The organism is Streptomyces thermodiastaticus (genome assembly GCF_014656135.1).
In the GTDB taxonomy this organism is placed as follows: Bacteria; Actinomycetota; Actinomycetes; order Streptomycetales; family Streptomycetaceae; genus Streptomyces; species Streptomyces thermodiastaticus.
Map to the genome: position 1 here is coordinate 292063 of NZ_BNBV01000002.1, position 24838 is coordinate 316900.

A 24838-nucleotide genomic window follows, 5' to 3' on the forward strand; every position below is an offset into this window, starting at 1 on the left:
TTTGCGCGCATTGGTACTCACTAGATCGTGATCATTCTCTAAAGGACACCAGGTTTGCTGCCGAAGACGAGTGTGACCTTGCAAGCACGGTTCGTTCCGGCTTCATCCCCACAAGCCGGCCCCGTCCCCCCACCCCCAGGAGGCCTGGTGTCCGTTCTCCTCGAGCAGCCCGCAAGCCTGGTCGCCTACCGCCCGAACAAGCCGACCGCCATGGTCGTCGTGGCGGACCCGCGCGTCCGCTCCACCGTCACCCGTCATCTGTGGGCGCTCGGAGTCCGTGATGTCATCGAGGCGTCGTCCATCGCGGAGGCCCGTCCGCGCATCGCCACCCCGCGGGACATCTGCGTCGCCGACGTCCACCTGCCCGACGGCTCCGGACTCACCCTGCTCTCCGAGACCCGCGCCGCAGGCTGGCCCAACGGCCTGGCCCTGTCCGCCGCCGACGACATCGGCGCCGTCCGCAACGCGCTCGCGGGCGGTGTGAAGGGCTATGTCGTCACCGGCACACGGACCAACATCGGACTGCCCACCCGGCCGGGCGCCGCACCCATCGGCGCCGCCCGGCTGCACCGCCGTCCGCCGGGGGCCCCGAGCCACCCGGGCGGCTACCGCGAGCTGTCGGGCCGCGAGGTCGAGGTGCTGCGGCTGGTGGCCGAGGGCCAGTCCAACAAGGCGATCGGCGTCTCGATGGGCCTGTCCGCGCTGACCGTCAAGAGCCACCTGGCCCGCATCGCGCGCAAGCTCGGCACCGGCGACCGCGCCGGAATGGTGGCCGTGGCCCTGCGCACCGGCATCATCCACTGATCCACGCCGAGGCACCCCGACCCCGGCCCCCTCCCCGATTCGCCGCACACCGGCCCCCGACCGGTCCCCCTCCCGTCACCCGTTGGCACCCCTCGTCCCCCGCCTCCCTCCCTCTTCACCCCGCCGGCCCTCCCCCTCACCCCACCGGCCGCACCCTGTCCCCCGAGCGCAGCGCCGGCCCGGCCTTTCCCCTGCCGGTCGTGAACCGGACGTGTCACCGGCCTGACCGGTTCACGACCCCCCGGCGCCTGCCGACGGACCGTTCCCCCGGCAGGCGCCGGCCCGCCGCGGATACTCTTGACATGTGACCGACGCCCGAGAACCCGCAGCAGACAGCTCACTGCGCACCACCGGAGGCGCCCCTCCGGACGATGGCGGAACCTCTGACACCGGGGCGCCGATCCCGTTGCTCGAACCACGCGAGGGCATCCCGCCCGTGATCGCCGACGCCGAGGCGCTCGACCGGGTCGTCGCCGCGTTCGCCGCGGGCTCGGGTCCCGTCGCCGTCGACGCCGAGCGCGCCTCCGGCTACCGCTACGGCCAGCGCGCCTATCTGGTGCAGCTGCGCCGCGAGGGCGCCGGGACCGCGTTGATCGACCCCGTGGCCTGCCCCGATCTGTCCGCCCTCGGCCGGGTGCTGTCGGACGCGGAATGGGTGCTGCACGCCGCCACCCAGGACCTGCCCTGCCTGCGCGAGATAGGCATGGTGCCCACCCGGCTGTTCGACACCGAGCTGGCCGGGCGGCTCGCCGGTTTCCCGCGGGTCGGCCTCGGCGCGATGGTCGAGAACGTGCTCGGCTACGTGCTGGAGAAGGGCCACTCCGCCGTCGACTGGTCCACCCGGCCGCTGCCCGAGCCCTGGCTGCGCTACGCCGCCCTGGACGTGGAGCTCCTCGTCGACCTGCGCAACGCGCTGGAGAAGGAGCTGGACCGGCAGGGCAAGCTCGAGTGGGCCCTGCAGGAGTTCGAGGCCATCGCCACGGCTCCGCCGCCCGCGCCGCGCAAGGACCCCTGGCGGCGCACCTCCGGGATGCACAAGGTGCGGCGCCGACGGCAGCTGGCGGTCGTGCGCGAGCTGTGGGAGACCCGGGACCGCATCGCCCGGCGGCGGGACGTCGCGCCGGGCAAGGTGCTGCCGGACGCCGCGATCGTGGAGGCCGCGCTCGCCCTGCCGTCCAATGTGCACGCGCTGGCCGCGCTGAACGGCTTCGGGCACCGCACCGGACGGCGCCAGCTGGAGCAGTGGCAGGCCGCGGTGGACCGGGCCAAGGCGCTGCCGGAGTCCGCGCTGCCGCAGCAGGGCCAGCAGGTGACCGGCCCTCCGCCGCCCCGCGCCTGGGCCGACAAGGACCCGGCGGCCGCGGCCCGGCTGGCCGCGGCGCGCGCCGCTGTGACCGCGCTGGCCGAGCGGCTGACCATGCCGCAGGAGAACCTGGTCGCGCCGGACGCGGTGCGTCGGCTGTGCTGGGAGCCGCCGCGGGTCATCGACCCGGAGTCCGTGGGGGCCGCGCTCGCCGGGTACGGCGCACGTCCGTGGCAGGTGGAACAGGTGGCGCCCGCACTGGCGGACGTGCTCAGGGGCACCGGCGCCTGAGCACCGCGCGACCGCAGACCTGAGAAGACGGCCGGCCCCGGAAAGACGGCCAGATCCGAGAAGACGGCCGCCCGCCCCGGGGGCACACGAGCACCCGGGGCCGATTCCCCCGTGCGCGAGTCGCACGTCCACCGAGGCGCACTTCCACGTCGGAACAGCCGGCGGGAAGTGCGCCTCGCGGCGTCCGCGCACCGTCTTCCCCGCCTCCAGGTGCCGCCGGACGTGTGTGACGTTCGCCGCTTGGGGCGCGGGGGCTGGGCAGTGACATTACCCGCGAGTAGCATGAGGACTGAGCGCGCGCTCAGCGCTGCGCGCCGCAGCAGTGCCACCCCGCACCCTGGAGGAGAGCCATCGTGCCTCGTACCGTCAGGGACGTCGTCTTCGTCGACGGCGTCCGCACCCCGTTCGGCAAGGCGGGCCCGAAGGGCATCTACCACGAGACCCGTGCCGACGATCTCGTCGTGAAGGCGATCCGGGAGCTGCTGCGCCGCAACCCCGGCCTCGACCCGAAGCAGGTCGACGAGGTCGCCATCGCCGCGACCACGCAGATCGGCGACCAGGGCCTGACCATCGGCCGTACGGCCGGCATCCTCGCGGGCCTGCCGAGCTCGGTCCCCGGCTACGCGATCGACCGCATGTGCGCGGGCGCGCTGACCGCCGTCACCACCGTGTCCGCCTCCATCGCCTTCGGCGCGTACGACGTCGCCATCGCGGGCGGTGTCGAGCACATGGGCCGCCACCCGATGGGCGAGGGCGTCGACCCGAACCCGCGGTTCGTGTCCGAGAAGCTGGTCGACGAGTCCGCCCTGTTCATGGGCATGACCGCGGAGAACCTGCACGACCGCTTCCCGCAGATCACCAAGCTGCGCGCCGACGAGTACGCGGTGCGCTCGCAGGAGAAGGCCGCCAAGGCGTACGCCAACGGCAAGATCCAGCAGGACCTGGTGCCGATCGCGGTGCGCCGCACCAACCCCGAGGCCGGCGAGACCGGCTGGGGCCTGGTCACCGCCGACGAGCCGATGCGCCCGGGCACCACCCTGGAGGCCATCGCCGACCTGAAGACGCCGTTCCGGGTGCACGGCCGGGTCACCGCGGCCAACGCGGCCGGCCTGAACGACGGCGCCACCGCGTCGGTCATCGCGAGCGAGGAGTTCGCCCGCGAGATGGGGCTGCCGGTCAAGATGCGCCTGGTCTCCTACGCCTTCGCGGGCGTGGAGCCGGAGGTCATGGGCTACGGCCCGATCCCGGCCACGGAGAAGGCGCTGGCCAAGGCCGGTCTGTCCATCTCCGACATCGGCCTGTTCGAGATCAACGAGGCCTTCGCCGTGCAGGTCCTGGCGTTCCTGGACCACTACGGCATCGCCGACGACGACGAGCGCGTCAACCAGTACGGCGGCGCCATCGCCTTCGGCCACCCGCTGGCCTCCTCCGGCGTGCGCCTGATGACGCAGCTGGCCCGCCAGTTCGAGGAGCAGCCGCACGTCCGCTACGGCCTGACCACCATGTGCGTCGGCTTCGGCATGGGCGCGACGGTCATCTGGGAGAACCCGCACTTCGAGGGGGACAAGTGAGCACCACCGCCGAGCTGTTGAAGCAGGCCTCGGACCTGTTCCCGGACGAGGTCGTCACCCAGGCCCACGTACGCCACTTCGACCTGCCGCTGGGCGCCGGCCGCTTCGCGCTGATCACGCTGGACAACGGCCTGGACCACACCAAGCCGACCACCTTCGGCCCGGCCTCGCTGGCGAACCTCGACGCCGCGATCGACCAGGTGGAGAAGGAGGCAGCGGACGGCGAGATCGTCGGCGTCGGCATCACCGGCAAGCCGTTCATCTTCGCGGTCGGCGCCGACCTGAAGGGCGTGGAGCTGCTGAAGGAGCACGAGCACGCCCACGCCATCGGCAAGGGCGGCCACGACGTCTTCAAGCGGCTGTCGAAGCTCGCGGTGCCGACCTTCGCGTACTACAACGGCGCGGCCATGGGCGGCGGCGTCGAGGTCGGCCTGCACTGCACCTACCGCACGGTGTCCACGGCCGTGCCCGCCTTCTCGCTGCCCGAGGTGTTCCTCGGCCTGGTCCCCGGCTGGGGCGGCTGCACCCTGCTGCCGAACCTGATCGGCGCCGACAAGGCCGTCACCGTCATCATCGAGAACAGCCTCAACCAGAACCGGCAGCTCAAGGGCAAGCAGGTCTACGAGCTCGGCATCGCCGACGCGCTCTTCGAGGGCGCGGACTTCCTGGAGCAGTCGCTGGTGTGGACGGCGTCCGTCCTCAAGGGCGAGGTGACCGTCGAGCGTTCGGCCGTCGACCGCGGCGAGGCCTGGGACCAGGCCGTGCAGCGGGGCCGGGCCATCGCCGACGCGAAGGTGCACGGCGCGGCGCCGGCCGCCTACCGGGCCCTGGACATCATCGCCGCCGCCAAGAGCGGTGACCTGCAGGCCGGGTTCGACGCCGAGGACGAGGCCCTGGCGGACCTCATCATGAGCGGCGAACTGCGCGCCGGCCTGTACGCCTTCAACCTGGTGCAGAAGCGCGGCAAGCGCCCGGCGGGCGCCCCTGACAAGAACCTGGCGCGTCCGGTGACCAAGGTCGGCGTGGTCGGCGCCGGTCTGATGGCCTCCCAGCTGGCCCTGCTCTTCGTGCGCCGCCTCGAGGTGCCGGTCGTCCTGACCGACATCGACCAGGAGCGCATCGACAAGGGTGTGGCCTACGTCCACACCGAGATCGACAAGCTGCTCGGCAAGGGCCGCATCGGCCAGGACAAGGCCAACCGCCTCAAGGCGCTGGTCAGCGGTGTCCTGGACAAGGCGGAGGGCTTCGCGGACGCCGACTTCGTCATCGAGGCCGTCTTCGAGGAGATGGGCGTCAAGCAGCAGGTGTTCGCTCAGGTCGAGGCGGTCGCGCCCGAGCACGCGATCCTCGCCACGAACACCTCCTCGCTGTCCGTGACGGAGATGGCCTCGAAGCTGAAGCATCCCGAGCGGGTCGTCGGCTTCCACTTCTTCAACCCGGTGGCGGTCCTGCCGCTGCTGGAGGTCGTGCGCGGCGAGAAGACGGACGACGCCTCGCTGGCCACCGCGTTCGCCGTCGCCAAGAAGCTGAAGAAGACCGCGGTGCTGGTCAAGGACGCCCCGGCGTTCGTCGTCAACCGCATCCTGACCCGCTTCATGGGCGAGATCCAGAACGTCATCGACGAGGGCACGCCGGTCGAGGTCGCCGAGAAGGCCGTCGAGCCGCTGGGTCTGCCGATGTCCCCGCTGGTCCTGCTGGAGCTGGTCGGCCCGGCGATCGGTCTGCACGTCTCGGAGACCCTGAACAAGGCGTTCCCGGACCGCTTCACCGTCTCCCCCAACCTGAAGGCGGTCGTGGAGGCCGGCAAGCGCGGCTTCTACGTCTACGACAGCGGCAAGCCCGAGCTGGACCCGGAGGTAGCCGCGCTGCTGAAGCAGGGCGACACGGTCCTGACGGAGGACCAGGTCCGCGCCCGCGTCCTGGACGCGGTCGCCCAGGAGATCGGCCTGATGCTGGACGAGGGCGTCGTCGCCGAGCCCCAGGACATCGACCTGTGCCTGATCACCGGCGCCGGCTGGCCCTTCCACCTGGGCGGCATCACGCCGTACCTGGACCGCGAGGGCATCAGCGAGCGGGTCAACGGCAAGCGGTTCCTGCCCGCGGGGGTGGCCTCGGTCCCGGCGTGACGCACGCCGCCGTCCCCGGCTGACGCCGATGCCCGGCACACCGGTGGGTGTGCCGGGCATCGGCGTCGTACGGCCCGCCATGCGACGGGCGGTGACGACAGGGAAGCGGACGGGGCGTCAGGGGGCGTCGATCGGACCGGGCAGGGCGGCGGGGGCGTGCGTCACCGGCGGCGACGGGCGGGCGCTCCAACCCGCCCGTCGCCGCCTCGCCGCTCACACCTCGCGCCACGCCTCCAAGGCCAGCCCCGGCTCGTCCTCGCCGCTCACACCTCGCGCCACGCCTCCAGGGCCAGCCCCGGCTCGTCCTTGCCGCGGGTCACGAGCAGCCGGCCCGTGGCCGGGGAGGAGACGGCCGCGACGATGCGGCCCCCGGCGCCGGTGGTCAGGCAGACCCGGGCGTCCGGCGGGAGCTGCGGGCCGGACTCGGTCCACCAGGCACCCGCCGACTCCTCCTCGGTCGGATAGGCGGCGAAGGCGACCCGGCCGCTGCCGGAGCACTGGGCGAGCACCGTGCAGTCGTGGCCGTCGAGGACGCAGCGGACGGCGGCGACCGGGCCGGTGCCGGCGGCGCCGAGCACGGTCACCGGTTTGCCGCCGGGCCGCCAGGCGCACAGGTCGCCCACGGAGTCGGTGTAGAAGAGCGTGGTGGCACCGGGCGACGTGGCCAGGGCGTACAGGGAGCCCGGCTGCGGCTCGGCGGTGATCTTCTCCCCCGGCACCAGGCGGCCGCCGGGCTCCTCCTGCTGCCAGTGCTGCACTCCGCCGCGTACGGCCGCGTACAGCTCGACCCTGCCGGACTCGGCGGTGACCGCCGCCAGGCCGTCCCGGTGCGTTCCCTGGCCCCGCAGATCCCACCAGGGCGACCAGCCGCCCTTGGTCCGCTGGGCCCGCATGCTCACCCCGCCGCCCGCGTTGCGGACGAAGAGGTGGGCTCGTCCCTCCGCGTCGACGGCGACGGCCGGTGTGCCCGTGCGGTCCCCCTTGTTGTTGGGATGTCCCACCGGCATCCAGTCCAGGGCCGCCAGCAGCGGGCGGAAGTGGGTGGAGTGCACCAGTCCCGACTCGCCCGGCACCGTGGGCCGCCAGGAGACCAGATGGGTGTAGCGGTCGCTGCCCTGCCCGAGGGCGAGCACCGGGTGCACCCGCTGGTCGCCGCCCATGCGGCGGGGCGCGTCCCAGGGGCCGTCGGGCCACCGCTCGGCCCGGCACAGCACGGCGTCGCCCGAGAGGAAGTAGACATGAAGGCGGCCGTCGCGGCCGCGGAGGAGCCAGTCGCCGTTCACGCGCTCACTCTATGCGGCACCCCGGACCGCGCCCGGGCCGGGCCCCGCATCCCCGCACCGGGGCCCCGCCCCGGCCGGGTGCGGCCGGTGTCTGCCGTGCCCCGGCGGCACGTGCCACCCTGGTCGCATGGATGCCACCCCGGATCTGCTCGTGATCGTCGACGGTGCCAATGTCGTCGGGTCGGTACCGGACGGCTGGTGGCGGGACCGCCGGGGAGCCACCGAGCGCCTGCGGGACCGGCTGGCCGCCGGCGGTGTGCCCCGCCTGGCCGAACGGGCGGAGATCGTGCTGGTCGTCGAGGGTGCGGCGCGCGGGGTGCGCACGGTGCCGGGAGTGCGGGTGGAGGATGCGCCCGGCAGCGGGGACGACCACATCGTCGGCCTGGTCGGCCGGGCGGCGGGCCGGCCCACCCTGGTGGTCACGGCCGACCGCGAACTGCGGCGCCGGGTCACGGAGTTGGGGGCCGAGGTCACCGGGCCGCGGGCGGTACGGGACTGAGCGGGCGGCACACGGACGGACCGGGGCGGAGCCGGTCTCGCCCGGCCCGGCCCCGGCCCGTGTGTGTTCCGTGTGGGCCCGTGTGTGCTGGCTCCGCCCTCCGTCAGGGCGTGCCGGACGCGCCCTCGGCCTGGGCCGGCTGTTCGTCGCGGGCCAGACGGCTGTGGGTGCGGCCGTAGAGGAAGTAGACGAGGAAACCGATCGCCATCCAGATGGCGAACCGCAGCCAGGTCTCGGCGGGCAGATTCAGCATCAGCCACAGCGAGGCGAGCACCGACAGGATCGGCACCAGCGGCACCAGCGGCGTACGGAAGGCCCGGTGCAGGTCCGGACGGGTCCGGCGGAGAATGATCACGCTGAGGGCGACGACGACGAAGGCGAACAGCGTGCCGATGTTCACCAGCTCCGCCAGCTCGCTCAGGCTGGTGAAGCCCGCGATCACGGCGATGACGACGCCGAGGAGGATGGTCGAGCGGTAGGGGGTGCGGAAACGCGGGTGGGTGCGGGAGAAGAGCCGGGGCAGCAGGCCGTCACGGCTCATCGCGAAGAACACCCGGGACTGGCCCAGCAGCAGGATCATGCACACGGTGGTCAGGCCGACGGCCGCGCCGAAGCTGATCAGGCCGGCGAACCAGGGGTGGCCGGTGGACTTGAAGGCGTCCGCCAGGGGGGCGTCCACGGACAGCTTGCTGTACTTCTGCATGCCGGTGACGACGATCGACACCGCCACGTACAGCGCGGTGCAGATGACGAGGGAGCCGAGGATGCCGCGCGGCACGTCGCGCTGCGGGTTGCGGGTCTCCTCGGCGGCGGTGGCGACCACGTCGAAGCCGATGAAGGCGAAGAACACCACGGACGCGGCGGTGAAGATGCCCATGACGCCGAAGTTCGACGGTGCCCAGCCGAACATCAGCTGCACGAGCGGTGCCTTGAGGTTGCCGCCCGCCGTGACCGGCTGCTCCTTGGGGATGAAGGGGTCGTAGTTGCCGCTCTTGATGAAGAAGGCACCCGCGATGATGACGACCAGGACGACGGCCACCTTGATCGCGACCACGACCGAGGTCACACGTGCCGAAAGCTTCATGCCGACCACGAGGATGGCGGTCAGCACCAGGACCAGGGCGGCGGCGAGGATGTCGAAACCGAACCCGGATGCGCCGTCCCGGCCGCTGAGATACTCGGGCAGATGCCAGCCGGCGTTGTCCAGCAGCGAATGGATGTAGCCGGACCAGCCGACGGCCACCACCGCCGTGCCGAGCGCGAGTTCCAGCACCAGGTCCCAGCCGATGATCCAGGCCGGGAACTCGCCGAGAGAGGCGTAGGAGAAGGTGTACGCCGATCCGGCGACCGGCACGGCGGACGCGAACTCCGCGTAGCACAGCGCGGCCAGTGCGCAGACCACACCGGCCACCACGAAGGACACGGCCACCGCGGGTCCGGCGGTGTTCCGGGCGGCCGTGCCGGTGAGCACGAAAATGCCGGTGCCGATGATGACACCGACTCCGAAGACCGTCAGATCGAGGGCCGAGAGCGATTTCCGTAGCGCGTGTTCGGGTTCCTCGGTGTCCCTGATCGACTGTTCGACGTTCTTCGTCCGGAACAGCGTGTTGCTCACAGGCCTACCTTCCACGCTCGTCGCCTCGCGGTGGCTCGACATGATCGAGAGGGCTGGGGAATGCGTATGCCCCGGCACTGGCAGGTTCACGCAGACGGGCCGGATGCGCCACCCGTAGGAGGGTGTCGAATCCGGCCCGTTTAGGGCACCGAGCGGTAACGATGTTCCGGTGGGCGCGTACCCTGCGCGCGGGTCAGTCGCGTGCGGGTTCCACCGCCGAATCGATCTCGCCGTCGGACTGCCCGGTGGAGCGCAGCCGGGTGTGCGGCAGGCCGTCGAGCTTGGCGACCAGACCGGTGACCTGGCGGGCGATGTCGGGCGCCGTCAGGCCGATCTCCGCCATGACCTCGGCGCGGGAGGCGTGGTCGAGGAAGCGCGGCGGGATGCCGAAGTCCCGCAGCGGCACGTCCACGCCGGCGTCCCGCAGGGCCTGGGCGATGGTGGAGCCGACACCGCCGACCCGCGAGTTGTCCTCGACGGTGACGACCACCCGGTGCCGTTCGGCCAGCGGGGCCATCGCCTCGTCGACCGGCTTGACCCAGCGGGGGTCGACGACGGTCGTGGAGATGCCCTGCTTGTCGAGCAGGTCGGCGATCTCCAGGCACATCGGGGCGAGCGCGCCGACGGAGACCAGCAGCACGTCCGGGGTGTCGGTGCCGGGCTCGCGCAGCACGTCCATGCCGCCGACCCGGCCCACGGCGGGCACCGCCGGGCCGACCTTGCCCTTGGAGAAGCGGACCACGGTCGGTGCGTCCTCGACGGCGACGGCCTCGCGCAGCTGGGCGCGGACCTGGTCGGCGTCGCGCGGGGCGGCCAGCCGCAGCCCGGGGACGACCTGAAGGATCGACATGTCCCACATGCCGTTGTGGGAGGGGCCGTCGGTGCCGGTGATGCCGGCCCGGTCCAGGACGAACGTCACGCCGCACTTGTGCAGGGCGACGTCCATCAGCACCTGGTCGAAGGCGCGGTTGAGGAAGGTGGCGTAGACGGCGAAGACCGGGTGCAGTCCGCCGTGGGCGAGACCGGCCGCGGAGACGGCGCCGTGCTGCTCGGCGATGCCGACGTCGAAGACCCGGTCGGGGAAGGCCTTGGCGAACTTGTCCAGGCCGACCGGCTGGAGCATCGCGGCGGTGATGGCGACGATGTCCTTGCGTTCCTTGCCGAGCTTGACCATCTCGTCGCCGAAGACGCTGGTCCAGTCGGCGCCGGAGGTGGAGATCGGCAGGCCCGTGTCGGGGTGGATCTTGCCGACGGCGTGGAAGCGGTCGGCCTCGTCCTGCAGGGCGGGCTGGTAGCCGCGGCCCTTCTCGGTCAGGCAGTGCACGATGACGGGACCGTTGAAGCGCTTGGCGCGGGTGAGCGCGGACTCCAGGGCCTCGATGTCGTGGCCGTCGATCGGGCCGACGTACTTCAGGCCCAGGTCCTCGAACATGCCCTGCGGGGCGATGAAGTCCTTCAGCCCCTTCTTCGCGCCGTGCAGGGTGTCGTAGAGGGCCTGGCCGACGACCGGGGTGCGCTCGAGGAGCTCCTTGGTGCGGGCGAGGAACTTCTCGTAGCCGTCGGTGGTGCGCAGGGTGGCCAGGTGGTTGGCGAGGCCGCCGATGGTGGGCGCGTAGGAGCGCTCGTTGTCGTTGACGACGATGACGAGCGGGCGGTCCTTGGCGTCGGCGATGTTGTTGAGCGCCTCCCAGGCCATGCCGCCGGTCAGGGCGCCGTCCCCGATGACCGCGACGACATGGCTGTCGCGCCCCAGGATCTGGTTGGCCTTGGCGATGCCGTCGGCCCAGCCCAGCACGGTGGAGGCGTGGCTGTTCTCGATGACGTCGTGCTCGGACTCGGCCTGGGAGGGGTAACCGGACAGACCGCCCTTCATCTTCAGCCGGGAGAAGTCCTGCCGGCCGGTGAGCAGCTTGTGCACATAGGACTGGTGGCCGGTGTCCCACAGCACCTTGTCCTTCGGGGAGTGGAACACCCGGTGCAGGGCGATGGTCAGCTCGACCACACCGAGGTTGGGGCCGAGGTGGCCGCCGGTCTTGGAGACGGCGTCCACCAGGAAGGTCCGGATCTCCTCTGCCAGCTGATCCAGCTCCTCCAGGCTGAGCCGGTCCAGATCGCGCGGTCCCGTGATGCGGGTCAGCAGCGGCACCCGTGCCTCCTTGCAGTAGAGCTGATCGAGCTTTCAGCGGCTCGACGAGTCTAATGTTCCGCCCGAGCGCCGAGTGTCCGGGCGGTAGGTCACGGGTCACACGTACGGCCGTACCGTGTGCGCGGCCCGTGTGTGACGCGTGTGTGCCCGGCACCGTCGGCGGTGCCGGGCACACACGGGGACCCGTCGGCCCCGGGCCGGCCGGGTCAGGCGCGGCCGGCCGTCTTCTGGGTCTTGCGGGTGACGGCGTCGATGACGACGGTCGCCAGCAGCACGCCACCGGTGATCATGTACTGGACCGGGGAGGCGATGCCCTCCAGGGCGAGGCCGTACTGGATGGAGACGATCACGAGCACGCCGAGCAGCGCGTTCCAGGTGCGGCCGCGGCCGCCGAAGAGGGACGTGCCGCCGATCACGGCCGCCGCGATCGCGTTCATCAGCAGGTCACCGCCGCCGGCGCCCTGGTTGGCGGAGGCGATCTTGGAGGCGATGAACAGGCCGCCGAGGGCCGCGAAGGTGCCGGAGATCGCGAACACCGAGATCCGCACCATCGTGACGTTGATGCCCGCGCGGCGGGAGGCCTCGACGCTGCCGCCGAGCGCGAAGACCTTGCGGCCGTAGGAGGTGCGGCGCAGCACGAAGTCGGTGACGAACAGCACCGCGACGAAGATCAGCACCGCCAGGGGCAGGCCCTTGTACTGGTTGAAGATGAACGCCGCGGCGAAGGAGACGACGGCCAGCAGCACGGTGCGCAGGATCGTCTCGCTCAGCGGCCGGGACGGCACCCCGGCGGCCTCGCGGCGCTTGTTGCCGAAGTACGCGCTGAGGAAGTACAGCACCGTCACCACGGCGGCCAGGCCGTAGGCGGCGGCCACGTCGGAGAAGTAGTAGCTGGTCAGGTTGGCGACCAGGCCGTCGGCGTTGAGGTTGATGGTGCCGTTGTCGCCGAGGATCTTCAGCATGAAGCCGTTCCAGAACAGCAGACCGGCCAGCGTGACGGCGAAAGCGGGCACACCCACCTTGGCGAAGAAGAAGCCGTGGATGGCTCCGGCGACCGTGCCGGTGAGGATGGCCAGCACGAAGGCCAGCACCTCGTTCATGCCGTGTGTGATGTTGAGCACCGCGAAGGCGGCGCCCGCGACACCGGAGACCGAACCGACCGACAGGTCGATCTCGCCGAGCAGCAGGACGAACACGATGCCGACGGCGATCATGCCCGTGCCCACCATGGCGACGGAGATGTCGGAGAGGTTGCCCGCAGTGAGGAAGTTGGAGTTCAGGCTCTGGAAGATGATCCAGATGATCACCAGGCCGAGGACGACCGGGATGGAGCCCAGGTCACCGGCCTTCAGCTTCCGCTTGAACTCGGCGACGTAGCCCGCGAAGCCCTGCTCGCGCACCAGCAGGCGCGGGTCGACGGCGGTGGCCGCGCCGGCCGCCGCCTCCGGGTTCTCCACGACGCCGTCCTCGGGGGGTGCGGAGGTCTTGTCGATGCTCACTTCTTGCTCTCCCCATTGCTGCGCGCCGCACGACGGGTCACGGCGTTGTCCGTGGCGCCGGTGATGGCGGAGATGATCTCTTCCTGCGAGGTCGACTTGACCTCGAAGACACCGTTGTTGCGGCCCAGCCGCAGCACCGCCACCTTGTCGGCGACGGCCTTGACGTCGGCCATGTTGTGGCTGATGAGGATGACGGCGTGGCCGCGGTCGCGCAGCCGCTCGACCAGGTCCAGGACCTGGGCGGTCTGCTCGACGCCGAGGGCCGCGGTGGGCTCGTCGAGAATGACCAGCTTGGGGTCGCCCAGCATGGACCGGGCGATCGCGACGACCTGGCGCTGGCCACCGGAGAGGGAGGCGATCGGGATGCGCACGCTGGGAATGCGGATGGAGAGCTGGTCGAGCAGCTCGCGCGAGCGGCGCTCCATCTCCACCTCGTCGAGCACCCCGCGCCGGCGGATCTCCCGGCCCAGGAAGAGGTTGCCGACCACGTCGATGTTGTCGCAGAGCGCGAGGTCCTGATAGACCGTCGCGATACCCAGGGCCTGGGCGTCCTGCGGCTTGCCGACCTGGACGGCCTTGCCTTCCCATTCGATGACGCCGTCGTCGATGGGGTGCACGCCGGCGATTGTCTTGACCAGCGTGGATTTGCCGGCGCCGTTGTCGCCCACCAGGGCGACCACCTCACCGGCGTGGACCTCCAGCTCTACGTCGGTGAGCGCCTGGACGGCGCCGAACCGCTTGGAGACCCCGCGCAACGCCAGCACAGGCGTAGCGGACACGTGAACCATCTCCTTCGCCGCCTGTCCCGGCGGGAGGTTTGCAGAAGTCGGTGGGGGACTGTTTCCGTCCGGCGCCCCGCAGGCGAGCTTGCGGGGCTGTCCGATGGCGCGGGGCGCCGGCGGAGCGTGGGGCACCTCGGTGCGGTGGGCCGTTTCTCGGGCCGCCCGCCGCATCGTCAGGTGCGTGCCGTGCCGTGACAGGCCGTCACTTCAGGCCGATCTTGTCGCAGGCGGCCTTGTACTGGGGGGTGCAGATCTCGGCGACGGTGTAGATGCCGTCCTTGATGACCGTGTCCTTGATGTTGTCCTTGGTCAGCGACACGACCGGGACGATGACGGACGGGATGCCCTTGGTGGTCGCGCTGTCCACCTTGTCCTTGGCGACCGAGTCCAGCGACTTGCCCTGGGCGAGGTTCACGGCCATCTCCGCGGCGACGCTCGCCTCCTGCGGGTAGGACTTGTAGACGCTCATGTACTGCTCGCCGGTGATGATGCGCTGCACACCCGCCAGCTCGGCGTCCTGGCCGGTGACCGGGATGTCGGAGATGCCGGCCGCCTTCAGGGCGGTGATGATGCCGCCCGCCATGCCGTCGTTGGCGGAGTAGACACCGATGATGTTCTTCTTGCCCAGCGCGGAGATGGCGCCCTCCATGTTGGAGTTGGCGTTCTCCGGCTTCCACTCCTTGGTGTCGTATTCCTTGCCGATGTTCACCTTGCCGTCGAGCACGGAGTGGGCACCCTGCTTGAACTGCGCGGCATTCGGGTCGGTGGCGGAACCGTTCATCATGACGATCTTGCCGGACTTCGCCTTGGAACCGAGCGCCTTCAGCAGCGCCTCGCCCTGGGTCTTTCCGACGGTCACGTTGTCGAACGAGGTGTACGCGTCGATCGGGCCCTCCGCCAGACGGTCGTAGGCGACGACCTTGATCCCGGCGTCCTTGGCCTTCTGGATGGAGTTGCGGATCGCCTTGGAGTCCACGGCGTCGACGATGAGGACGTCCACCTTGTTGGTGATCATCGTCTCGACCTGCTGGTTCTGCAGGGTGGCGTCCTGCTTGGCGTTGGCGTAGACGACCTTGCCCTTGTTGTGGGTCAGCTCCGCGACCTTCTTCTCGATCTGCGGACGGTCGAATTTCTCGTACCGAGCGGTCTGGTTCTCCGGCAGCAGCAGACCGATCTTGATGTCGTCGCCCTTGTTCGCGGACGACGACGAAGAGGAGGAGTTGTTGTTGTCTCCGGCCTCCTTGGCACTGCCGCAGGCGGCGAGCGAGACGGCCATGGCAGCAGCGGCAACACCGAAGGCCGCACGACGCATACGCGTGTTCACTTCCTCAAACCTCCCTGACGAGGCCGCGTCGTTGCGGCCGAGGTGGCTGGAAGTCAACTCGGCCATACGTACGACGTCAAGAAGTAAATCCTTAACGAGATGGCAACGGTGCCATACGTTCTCTAAGTGAAGGCAGGTGTCGCGGAGCGCGCACCGTCGGCCGCACATCCGTCCAGAAGCGTCGAATCGCCCATTTCGCTCAGTGCGAGCGCAAGCGCCCCGAGCACCTCCGCCCGGCCGCCAAGTGCCCCGGGGAGTATGGTGAGTTGACGCGCGGCGCTGGGAATGGCGTAGCGGCCGACGGACTCCCGGATGGGTCCGAGGACCAGTTCGCCCGCCTCCGCGAGATCGCCCCCGAGCACCACCCGGCTGGGGTTGAGCAGGTTGCACAGATTCGCGACGCCGCTGCCGATGTGACGGCCGACATCGGCGATCACCCGGCGGCAGCCCGGGTCGCCCTCCCGGGCCAGCCGGACGACGCCCTCCATCGTCAGGCCCGGGCCGTGGCTGGGCTGCAGCAGCGGCAGGACGAACGGGGCGGCGGTGAAGGTCTCCAGGCAGCCGCGGTTGCCGCAGCGGCACACCGGGCCGCCCTCGTCGAGGGTGATGTGCCCGATCTCGCCCGCGGTGCCGCCGGGGCCGCGGTAGATCTTGCCGTTGATCACCAATCCCGCGCCCACACCGCTGGCGATCTTGATGTAGGCCAGGTCGCGCACCCCGCGTCCGCTGCCCCAGACCAGCTCGCCCAGGGCGCCGAGGTTGGCGTCGTTGTCCACGTGCACCGGCACGCCGAGGCGCCCCCGCAGCTCCTCGGCGGGTTTGATGCCGCCCCAGCCCGGCAGGATCGCGGTGGAGCCCAGGGTGCCGGACTCCACGTCGATCGGGCCGGGTACACCCAGACCGATGCCGGCGATCTTGGCCCGGTCCACCCCGGTGGCCTCGACCAGCCGGTTGACCAGCTCCTCGGCCCGGTCGAAGCCCTGGCTCCAGGAGGCGTCCACGTCCAGCGGCTCGGACTCCTCGGCCAGCACCTGGTGGGCGAGATTCCCGATCGCGACCCGCAAATGCGCGTGCCCGAAGTCCACACCGATCACGATCCCGGCGTCCCCGCTCAGGGACACGCTGCGCGCCCGGCGGCCGCCCGCCGACGTGGGTGTGACCTGGACCGTGCCGCCGTCCTTCAGCTCGCGCACGATGTTGGAGACGGTGGCCGCGGACAGACCGGTGGCCCGCGCGATCTCCGCCTGGGTGAGGGATCCGGCAAGACGCACGGCGCGTACGACCCGCTCCAGGTTGGCTCGGTGCAGCGACGACTGCGACCCTGGAGTCTCCACGACGACCTCCTGAGCGCGGGGCCGCTCCGGTGAGGCCCCGTATATCCAACAAGTGAACTCTAAGATGAGCCGTTCGGGTTGGCTCCCGTCAAGAGGTAGAACCCTTTCCGCCGGGTGTGACGTCCGCGCCGGCCGTGACCGGACCGCTGCGCAGCGTCATGCCGCAGTCACCGGACACCTCCGCGCTCTCGCGTCCGCCCGGGCGTGACGACGCCGCCCCCGGGCACTGCGGAGGCGGCGAACGTGCAGGTGCGCCGGGTTCCGGGCGTCGCGCCCGGAACCGTGCGGATCACTTCAGGGCGCCCGCCGTCAGCCCCTGGACGACCTGACGCTGGAAGACGATGTACGCGGCCAGCACCGGCAGCATGGCCATGACGAGACCGGCGAAGAGACCGGACCAGTCGCCCTTGTATCCCTGACTGACCGCAAGCTGCACCAGCCCCTGAGTGAGCACGTGCTTGTCCGGGTCGGTGTTGAGCACCGTCGGCAGCATGTACTGGTTCCACTGGCCCAGGAAGTTGAAGATGCCCACGCTGATCAGGCCGGGCCGGGCCATCGGCAGCATGATCTGGAAGAACGTCCGGGTGTGCGAGGCCCCGTCGACGAAGGCGGCCTCCGCCACCGAGGCCGGCAGGGTCCGGAAGAACGCCGTCAGGAAGAACACCGTGAACGGCAGCGAATACGCGATGTAGACCAGGATCAGCCCGTGGATCGTGTTCAGCAGCCCCATGTTGTTCACGACGTAGAACAACGGCACCAGGGCCAGCATCACCGGGAAGCTCATCCCGCCGACGAACAGGTAGTAGATGAACCGGTTGCCGGGGAAGTCGAAGCGGGCCAGCACATAGGCCGCCATCGACCCGAGCACCAAGGTGCCGATCAGCGAGCCGCCCACCACCAGGACGGTGTTCAGGAAGTACTCGCTCATGTGGGCGTCGGTCCAGGCCCTCGCCCAGTTGTCGAAGTGCAGCCGGTCCGGCAGCGACCAGGGCGAGCTGAAGATCGACCGGTCGTCCTTGAACGAGGTCATCACCGCCCACACCAGCGGCATGACCACCATGATCGCCCAGATGACCAGGATGCCGTGGGAGAAGACGTTGAGGACGCCGCCCTCGTGCGTCTGCCGGGGCGGGCGGGCCGGGGGAGCGCCTGTCTTGGTGACGGGGAGGCCGGGCTCGGCCGGGACGGGGGCGGGGGTCTCGGTGGTCTTCATCTCAGAACTCCAGCCGCTCGCGCCGGCCCAGCCGCATCACGATCGCCGCGAAGGCCAGCGTGACGACCAGCAGAGCGACGCCGATGGTGGTGGCGTAGGCGGCCTGCCCGTCACGGAACGCCTTCTGGTAGACGTACAGGACCATGACGGTGGTCGAGTAGTCGGGGCCGCCCGGTCCGGTCGTCATGATCTGGACGACCGCGAAGGACTCCGCGCCGAGGGCGAGGATGCCCATGTACACCCAGCCGGACTGCACGGTGTCCCACAGCAGCGGCAGGGTGATCCGGAAGAAGGTGGTGAACCGGCTGGCGCCGTCCAGCAGCGCGGCCTCGTACAGGTCGGCGGGGATGGAGGCCATGCCGGCGGAGAACAGGACCACGAAGAAGCCGGTCGTGGACCACACCAGGACGGCCATCACGCACCACAGCGCCAGATGCGGGTCGCCCAGCCACAGCGGCTGGAGGCCGTCCAGGCCGATGCCGCGCAGCACCGCGTTGATCGCTCCGCTGTCCGGGTTGTACGCGAACGCGAACAGCAGGGCGACGATGGCGATCGACAGCACCTGCGGGAAGAAGTAGACGATCTTGTAGAAGGAGGAGCCGCGGACGCCCGTGACGACGGGTCCGCCCCTCCTGCGCCGCCCGCCGACGTTGATCATGAAGGCGAGGAAGAGGGCCAGCCCGATCGTCACCACCGGCAGCAGCACCGCGAACAGCAGGCTGTGCTCCAGCGACTTCCAGAAGATGTCGTCGTGGAACATCCTCGTGTAGTTGTCGAAGCCGACCATGGCGAAGTCGGGACTCAGGCCGGTCCAGTCGGTGAACGAGTAGTAGATGGACTGGATGAACGGCCAGACGACGAAGAGCGCGTACAGCCCCAGGGGTACCGCCAGGAACCCCACGATGAACCGGTACTTGCCGTGCTGCATTGCCAGCGTCCCCGATCTGAAGGGCGGTCGGTGTCACCAGGGTCCGCCCGGCGGCCGGACGGACCCTGGTGACGGCCCCTCACTGGTGCTTGTAATGCTTGATCGACGTGTCCTTCGCGGCCTCGTCGGCGAAACCCTGGATGCGCTTGACCGCCTCCGCCGGGGTGAGCCGGCCGGCCATCATCTCGCCGAGGCCCGCCACACCGATCTTCTCCTTCTCCAGCTGCACGTACCAGTCCTGCAGCCGCGGGTTCACCACGTTGGAGCCGGCCAGCTCCAGCGCCGCGACACCGGACTTCAGACCGGGGGTCAGCTCGATGCCGTCGGTGCCGCCGTTGTAGGCGGTCAGCGACTTCACCTTGGTGGTGAAGTTCTTGGAGGACGCCTCCGAGAGCATGATGCGCAACTGCTCCATGCCGCCCTCGGGGTTCGCCGCCTTGGCCGGGACGATGAACGGCTCGCCGCCGGAGGCCCAGATGGTGCCGAAGGGCATCTTGTCCGAGGAGTCGATGCCGCTGGGCGCGGAGACCGCCAGGTCGAAGTCCTTCGGGATGACGCTCGCGGACTCGTTCTCCACCCAGGAGCCGTTGGGGATGAACAGCGCCTTGCCCTGGGCCCAGGCCGTCTGCGACTGGATGTGGTCCAGGCCGGGGGTGCCCCTGAGGATGTAGCCCTTGCGGTACAGCTCGTAGTACGCCTCGAAGCAGGTCTTGACCGCCGGGTGCTTCCAGGCGTTCGGCTCCAGGTTGTCGATGGCGTCCAGCACCTCGCGGCCGCCGACCTTGCCGATCATCGGGTAGAGCGAGAAGGGGATGTAGTAGGGGTACTTGCCGGCGTACGTCCAGCCGGCGATGCCCTTCTTCTTGGCCTTCTCGCAGACCTTGAGCATCTCGTCCCAGGTCTTCGGGTACTCCGCGTCGAGCGAGGCCAGGGCCTTGCGCGAGTACCAGACGCCGTAGACGGTGTAGGCGTAGTAGAGGATCCAGACGGGCTTTCCGTCGAACTGGCCCATCTCGACGATGCCGGGCCGCAGCGTGTCGCGGACCTTCTTCGCGGGGTCGTCGTAGGAGGGCGCGTCCAGCAGCGGGGTGAGATCGGCGAGCTGGTTCTTGCCGACGAGGACGCCCATGTCCATCTGCTCGGCGCCGGAGTTGTCGATGAGGTCCGGCGGGTTGCCCTGGTTGAAACGGGGCTGGAGAGTGGACTGGATCTTCTGGGTCGCCGAGAACTTCACCTTCGCCTTCGGGAAGTTCTTCTGATAGATCTTGGTGGCGTCCTCGGCGTACTCCCGGCCGAAACCGCCGTCGAACAGCACGAATTCCATCTGCGCGGTGTCGTTGACGCCGAGCGGATTCTTCGCGGTCTTCTTTCCGGCCTTCGCCTTGCTCTGTCCGCCACCGCCGCCGCTGGCGCACGCGGACAACAAGCCCAGGGCGGGTACGGACGCCAGGCCGAGCGCCGCGGACCGTTTGATCAGATCACGGCGGCCGACGCCCCCGTGGTTGTCGGCGGAAGTGGATCCCATGCGCAAGTCCTCGCCTTCTCCAGGACTCAAGCGGTGAACCGGATCCTTACCGGCACCGCGGTGGGCCGAGCTGGGTGGTGCAGAAGTACTGTGTGCGTCTTCCACCGGGATCGCTGGGAATACAAGGAGGCGGACGCGTTTCGCGCGCCGAACCACCTTTCCGGCCTCTCCCCGGCGTCCGTGTACCACCGATGGAGAGGCTTCCCGGACGCCGACCGGTATAGTCCACTTCCATCGGCGGGAGCAAGATCGAGGGCATGGTTCCCTGTGGGTCTTTTCCGAGTTGAGACCTCGCGGAAATACAAGCCGCGAACTGCTTCCGTGACCAAAATATCCGTGACTTCACTGCCGGACACCACCTCCAACACCCTTGACAGCACTGGGCACTTGCCTCCCTACTGGAGCAAGCGTCGTGACTGACAACGTTGTCCGACGTCCGACGAACCAGGGAGGGTGCCCTCGCATGCAGCGCAGAGCACGGCACAGATGGGGCACGGCGGTCGCGTTCGCGGCCGCCGTCGTCATGGCCGCGGGATCCCAGGGGGCCGCGGTCGCCCTGCCCGGCAAGCCCCGCCCGGCAGAGCGGGAGTTCGCGTCCTCGTTCGAGTCCGGCGATCCGGCACCGGACTGGCTGAACACGGTCGACACCGCCCCGGACGGCAGCAAACGCGCCTCGGGCGTGGACGGCGGCTACAGCAGCGGCATCCCGGGCAACGTGGACGACCATGTCACCGAGCTGCGGGCCAGCGGCGAGAACACCGGCGCGGGCGAGGTCAAGGAGAACCTGGTCGACGCCGAGCCGGGCACCAAGTGGCTGACGTTCGCCGACACCGGCTGGGTCGAGTTCGACCTCGACAAGCCGATGAAGATAACCCGGTACGCCCTCACCTCCGCCAACGACCACGCCGAGCGGGACCCCGCCGACTGGACCCTGCAGGCCAGCGCCGACGGCAAGGACTGGACGACGGTCGACACCCGCTCCGGCGAGAGCTTCGCCCAGCGGTTCCAGACCAAGACCTACGACCTGGCACAGCCGGCCGAGTACCAGCACTTCCGGCTGGAGGTCACGAAGACCGCCGCCGCCTCCGACAGCCTGCAGATCGCCGACGTGCAGTTCTCCACCGGCGACGACGGCGGCAGCGTCCCGCAGGACATGCTCTCGCTCGTCGACCGCGGCCCGAGCGGCTCGCCGACCGCGAAATCCGGCGCCGGCTTCACCGGCAAGCGGGCGCTGCGCTACGCCGGCCGGCACACCGCCAAGGGCCGGGCCTACTCGTACAACAAGATCTTCGATGTGAACGTCAAGGTGTCGCGCGACACCCAGCTGTCGTACCGGATCTACCCGGCGATGGCCGACGGAGACCGCGACTACGACGCCACCAACGTCGCCGTCGACCTCGTCTTCACCGACGGCACCTATCTCAGCCGGCTCGGCGCCACCGACCAGCACGGCTTCGCTCTCAGCCCGCAGGGGCAGGGCGCGGCCAAGACGCTGTACGTCAACCAGTGGAACAACGTCGTCTCGCGGATCGGTTCGGTCGCGGCCGGCAAGACGATCGACCGGATCCTCATCGCCTACGACTCCCCCACCGGCCCGGCGAAGTTCCGCGGCTGGCTGGACGACGTGTCGATCAAGCCGGTGCCGCCCGAGAAGCCGAAGGCACACCTGTCCGACTACGCGCTGACCACCCGCGGCACCAACTCCAGCGGCAGCTTCTCGCGCGGCAACAACTTCCCCGCCACCGCCGTACCGCACGGCTTCAACTTCTGGACGCCGGTGACCAACGCGTCCTCCCTGAGCTGGCTGTACGAGTACGCACATGCGAACAACGACGACAACCTGCCGGAGCTGCAGGCGTTCAGCGCCAGCCACGAGCCGAGCCCGTGGATGGGTGACCGGCAGACCTTCCAGGTGATGCCGTCGGCCGCGTCCGGCACCCCGGACACCGGCCGCACCGCCCGCGCCCTCGCCTTCCGGCACGAGAACGAGACCGCCCGCCCCTACTACTACGGGGTGACGTTCGTCAACGGGCTCAAGGCCGAGATGGCCCCGACCGACCACGCCGCCGTGCTGCGCTTCACCTACCCCGGCGACGACGCGAGCGTGATCTTCGACAATGTCACCGAGCAGGCCGGGCTCACCCTGGACAAGGAGCACGGCGTCGTCACCGGCTACTCGGACGTGAAGTCCGGCCTGTCGACCGGCGCGACCCGGCTGTTCGTCTACGGCGTCTTCGACAAGCCGGTCACCGACGGCTCCTCCAGCGGCGTCAAGGGCTACCTGCGCTTCGACGCGGGCAAGGACCGCACCGTCACCCTGCGCCTGGCCACCTCGCTGATCAGCGTCGACCAGGCCGCGGACAACCTGCGCCAGGAGATCCCGGCCGGCACCTCCTTCGCCACCGTCAAGGCCCGCGCCCAGCGCGCCTGGGACCAGCTGCTGGGCAAGGTGGAGGTCCAGGGCGCCACGCCGGACCAGCTGACCACGCTGTACTCCAGCCTGTACCGGCTGTACCTGTACCCGAACTCCGGTTTCGAGAAGGTGGGCGGCAAGGACAAGTACGCCTCCCCCTTCTCCCCGATGACCGGTGAGGACACGCCGACGCACACCGGCGCGAAGATCGTCGACGGCAAGGTGTACGTCAACAACGGCTTCTGGGACACCTACCGCACCACCTGGCCGGCGTACTCGCTGCTGACGCCCACTCAGGCCGGTGAGATGGTCGACGGGTTCGTGCAGCAGTACAAGGACGGCGGCTGGACCTCCCGCTGGTCCTCCCCCGGCTACGCCGACCTGATGACGGGCACCTCCTCGGACGTGGCCTTCGCCGACGCCTACATCAAGGGTGTCCCGATGGACGCGAAGGCGGCGTACGAGGCGGCGCTGAAGAACGCCACCGTGGTGCCGCCGTCCTCCGGTGTGGGCCGCAAGGGCATGACCACCTCGCCGTTCCTCGGGTACACCAGCACGGACACCCCCGAGGGTCTGTCCTGGGCGATGGAGGGCTACGTCAACGACTACGGCATCGCGCAGATGGCCCAGGCCCTGTACCGCAAGACGGGCGAGAAGCACTACCAGGAGGAGGCCCAGTACTTCCTCAACCGCGCCCAGGACTATGTGAAGCTCTTCGACGCGAAGGCCGGCTTCTTCCAGGGCCGGGACGCCAAGGGCAACTGGCGTGTCGACTCGGCGAAGTACGACCCGCGCGTGTGGGGCTACGACTACACGGAGACCGACGGCTGGGGCTACGCCTTCACCGCCCCGCAGGACAGCCGGGGCCTGGCCAACCTCTACGGCGGGCAGAAGGGCCTGGCGCAGAAGCTCGACACCTACTTCGCCACGCCGGAGACGGCCTCCCCGGAGTTCACCGGCTCCTACGGCGGCGTCATCCATGAGATGACCGAGGCGCGGGACGTGCGGATGGGCCAGTACGGCCACTCCAACCAGGTCGCGCACCACGTGCTGTACATGTACGACGCGGCCGGGCAGCCGTGGAAAGCACAGGAGAAGATCCGCGAGGTGCTCTCCCGGCTGTACGTCGGCAGCGAGATCGGCCAGGGCTACCACGGCGACGAGGACAACGGCGAGCAGTCCGCGTGGTACCTGTTCTCCGCGCTCGGCTTCTACCCGCTGGTCATGGGCAGCGGCGAGTACGCCATCGGCTCCCCGCTGTTCACCAAGGCCACCGTCCACCTGGAGAACGGCCGCGACCTGGTGATCAGCGCGCCGAAGAACAGCGCGAAGAACGTCTATGTGCAGGGCGTGCGGTTCAACGGCAAGGCGTGGAACTCCACCAGCCTGCCCCACTCGCTGCTCGCCAAGGGCGGTGTGCTGCAGTTCGACATGGGTCCGCGGCCCTCGGCGTGGGGCACCGGCAAGAACGCGGCGCCGGTGTCGATCACGCAGGACGACACGGTGCCGTCCCCGCGGTCGGACGTGCTCAAGGGCGACGGTGCGCTGTTCGACGACACCTCGGCGACCGACGCCACGGTGTCCGAGGCCGACCTGCCGGTTCCCGGTGCCACCAAGGCCGTCCAGTACACCCTGACCTCGTCCGGCGACCGCACCAAGGCCCCGACGGGCTGGTCGCTGCAGGCGTCGGACGACGGCACGCACTGGACGACGGTGGACCGGCGCTCGGGCGAGTCCTTCGCCTGGGACAAGCAGACCCGTCCGTTCACCATCGCCTCGCCGGGCACGTACCAGAAGTACCGGCTGGTCCTGGACGGGACGTCGACGCTGGCGGAGGTGGAGCTGCTGGCCTGACGCGCACCCCGTGCGGTCGGGGCGGGTCCCGGGTGGGGCCCGCCCCTTCCGCATGCCCGGCCGGGCGTGTCCGGCCCGCGCCTGTGGTGGCCGGTCCGCTCCGGCCACCGTCCGCGCGAGCACCCCTGCCAAGCGGCACCCCGCCGTCTCCCCACGACACCGGCGCACACCGCGGCAGGGAGCGAGGCGGCAACGACCGTGACGGCGGGTTCCGGTCCGCCGCTCATGGGAGCGCTCCCACCTCGCGTGTGGCCGACGGTAGCGCGTACGGAGGCGGCTGTAAACGCCTTGCGCACGACCAGGTAATGCGTTCCGGATGAGCGCGGGG

16 protein-coding genes are annotated in these 24838 nt (G+C 70.1%); 6 read left to right on the forward strand and 10 right to left on the reverse strand.

Annotation, left to right across the window (positions count from 1 at the left end; all coding sequences use genetic code 11):
• Nucleotides 1–147 precede the first annotated feature (147 nt).
• The 4 genes from IE286_RS03285 to IE286_RS03300 all read left to right on the forward strand — a co-directional run bounded on the left by IE286_RS03285 (nt 148) and on the right by IE286_RS03300 (nt 6095).
• Nucleotides 148–804 (forward strand): response regulator transcription factor, encoded by a 657-nt coding sequence (locus tag IE286_RS03285; protein WP_189795043.1) that lies wholly within the window; start codon nt 148–150, stop codon nt 802–804.
• Nucleotides 805–1108: 304 nt separating this feature from the next.
• Nucleotides 1109–2398 (forward strand): ribonuclease D, encoded by a 1290-nt coding sequence (locus tag IE286_RS03290; protein WP_189795044.1) that lies wholly within the window; start codon nt 1109–1111, stop codon nt 2396–2398.
• 353 nt (nt 2399–2751) lie between these two features.
• The gene (locus IE286_RS03295; RefSeq protein WP_189795045.1) at nt 2752–3969 is read left to right on the forward strand and encodes a thiolase family protein; all 1218 of its coding nucleotides are present in this window, start codon (nt 2752–2754) and stop codon (nt 3967–3969) included.
• Entirely contained in the window at nt 3966–6095 is a 2130-nt protein-coding gene (locus tag IE286_RS03300) for a 3-hydroxyacyl-CoA dehydrogenase NAD-binding domain-containing protein (RefSeq protein WP_189795046.1), read from the forward strand. Before IE286_RS03295 ends, IE286_RS03300 begins: the two co-directional genes overlap by 4 nt.
• Nucleotides 6096–6358: 263 nt before the next feature.
• On the opposite strand, the gene IE286_RS03305 is transcribed toward IE286_RS03300, so the two are convergent.
• Nucleotides 6359–7378 (reverse strand): PLL family lectin, encoded by a 1020-nt coding sequence (locus IE286_RS03305; protein ID WP_189795047.1) that lies wholly within the window; start codon nt 7376–7378, stop codon nt 6359–6361.
• Between the two features lie 127 nt (nt 7379–7505).
• On the opposite strand from IE286_RS03305, the gene IE286_RS03310 reads away from it, so the two are divergent.
• A complete protein-coding gene (locus IE286_RS03310; RefSeq protein ID WP_189795048.1) occupies nt 7506–7877 on the forward strand; it encodes a PIN domain-containing protein in 372 nt (123 codons plus the stop codon).
• A gap of 103 nt (nt 7878–7980) precedes the next feature.
• On the opposite strand, the gene IE286_RS03315 is transcribed toward IE286_RS03310, so the two are convergent.
• The 9 genes from IE286_RS03315 to ngcE all read right to left on the reverse strand — a co-directional run bounded on the left by IE286_RS03315 (nt 7981) and on the right by ngcE (nt 20243).
• Complete coding sequence (locus IE286_RS03315) at nt 7981–9492, reverse strand: amino acid permease (protein WP_189795049.1); 1512 nt, start codon at nt 9490–9492, stop codon at nt 7981–7983.
• A 193-nt stretch (nt 9493–9685) separates the two neighbouring features.
• Nucleotides 9686–11638 carry a 1-deoxy-D-xylulose-5-phosphate synthase gene (gene dxs / locus IE286_RS03320; protein WP_189795050.1) on the reverse strand — a complete coding sequence of 651 codons (1953 nt, stop codon included), beginning with the start codon at nt 11636–11638 and terminating at the stop codon, nt 9686–9688.
• 206 nt (nt 11639–11844) lie between these two features.
• On the reverse strand, nt 11845–13137 hold the full coding sequence (locus IE286_RS03325; RefSeq protein ID WP_189795051.1) for a sugar ABC transporter permease: 1293 nt from the start codon (nt 13135–13137) through the stop codon (nt 11845–11847).
• Nucleotides 13134–13925: an ATP-binding cassette domain-containing protein gene (locus IE286_RS03330; protein WP_189795052.1), complete on the reverse strand. Its 792-nt coding sequence runs from the start codon at nt 13923–13925 to the stop codon at nt 13134–13136. Before IE286_RS03330 ends, IE286_RS03325 begins: the two co-directional genes overlap by 4 nt.
• A 196-nt stretch (nt 13926–14121) precedes the next feature.
• On the reverse strand, nt 14122–15231 hold the full coding sequence (locus IE286_RS03335) for an ABC transporter substrate-binding protein (protein WP_189795116.1): 1110 nt from the start codon (nt 15229–15231) through the stop codon (nt 14122–14124).
• Nucleotides 15232–15365: 134 nt separating this feature from the next.
• Nucleotides 15366–16577, reverse strand: coding sequence for an ROK family transcriptional regulator (locus IE286_RS03340; RefSeq protein WP_189795053.1), 1212 nt, complete (start codon nt 16575–16577; stop codon nt 15366–15368).
• 289 nt (nt 16578–16866) lie between these two features.
• Complete coding sequence (locus IE286_RS03345; protein WP_189795054.1) at nt 16867–17790, reverse strand: carbohydrate ABC transporter permease; 924 nt, start codon at nt 17788–17790, stop codon at nt 16867–16869.
• A 1-nt stretch (nt 17791) separates the two neighbouring features.
• Complete coding sequence (locus IE286_RS03350) at nt 17792–18718, reverse strand: carbohydrate ABC transporter permease (RefSeq protein WP_189795055.1); 927 nt, start codon at nt 18716–18718, stop codon at nt 17792–17794.
• Between the two features lie 79 nt (nt 18719–18797).
• A complete protein-coding gene (ngcE, locus tag IE286_RS03355) occupies nt 18798–20243 on the reverse strand; it encodes an N-acetylglucosamine/diacetylchitobiose ABC transporter substrate-binding protein (RefSeq protein ID WP_189795056.1) in 1446 nt (481 codons plus the stop codon).
• Nucleotides 20244–20706: 463 nt separating this feature from the next.
• Here ngcE and IE286_RS03360 point away from each other — a divergent pair, with 463 nt between their 5' ends.
• On the forward strand, nt 20707–24510 hold the full coding sequence (locus IE286_RS03360; RefSeq protein ID WP_189795057.1) for a GH92 family glycosyl hydrolase: 3804 nt from the start codon (nt 20707–20709) through the stop codon (nt 24508–24510).
• Nucleotides 24511–24838: the final 328 nt, after the last annotated feature.

Excerpts from the sequence above, each read along its gene's own strand:
- IE286_RS03350 (WP_189795055.1), bottom strand. The coding sequence starts at position 18,718 with ATGCAGCACGGCAAGTACCGGTTCATCGTGGGGTTCCTGGCGGTACCC.
- ngcE (WP_189795056.1), bottom strand. The coding sequence starts at position 20,243 with ATGGGATCCACTTCCGCCGACAACCACGGGGGCGTCGGCCGCCGTGAT.
- IE286_RS03310 (WP_189795048.1), top strand. The coding sequence starts at position 7,506 with ATGGATGCCACCCCGGATCTGCTCGTGATCGTCGACGGTGCCAATGTC.
- IE286_RS03345 (WP_189795054.1), bottom strand. The coding sequence starts at position 17,790 with ATGAAGACCACCGAGACCCCCGCCCCCGTCCCGGCCGAGCCCGGCCTC.
- IE286_RS03360 (WP_189795057.1), top strand. The coding sequence starts at position 20,707 with ATGCAGCGCAGAGCACGGCACAGATGGGGCACGGCGGTCGCGTTCGCG.
- IE286_RS03335 (WP_189795116.1), bottom strand. The coding sequence starts at position 15,231 with ATGCGTCGTGCGGCCTTCGGTGTTGCCGCTGCTGCCATGGCCGTCTCG.
- IE286_RS03330 (WP_189795052.1), bottom strand. The coding sequence starts at position 13,925 with ATGGTTCACGTGTCCGCTACGCCTGTGCTGGCGTTGCGCGGGGTCTCC.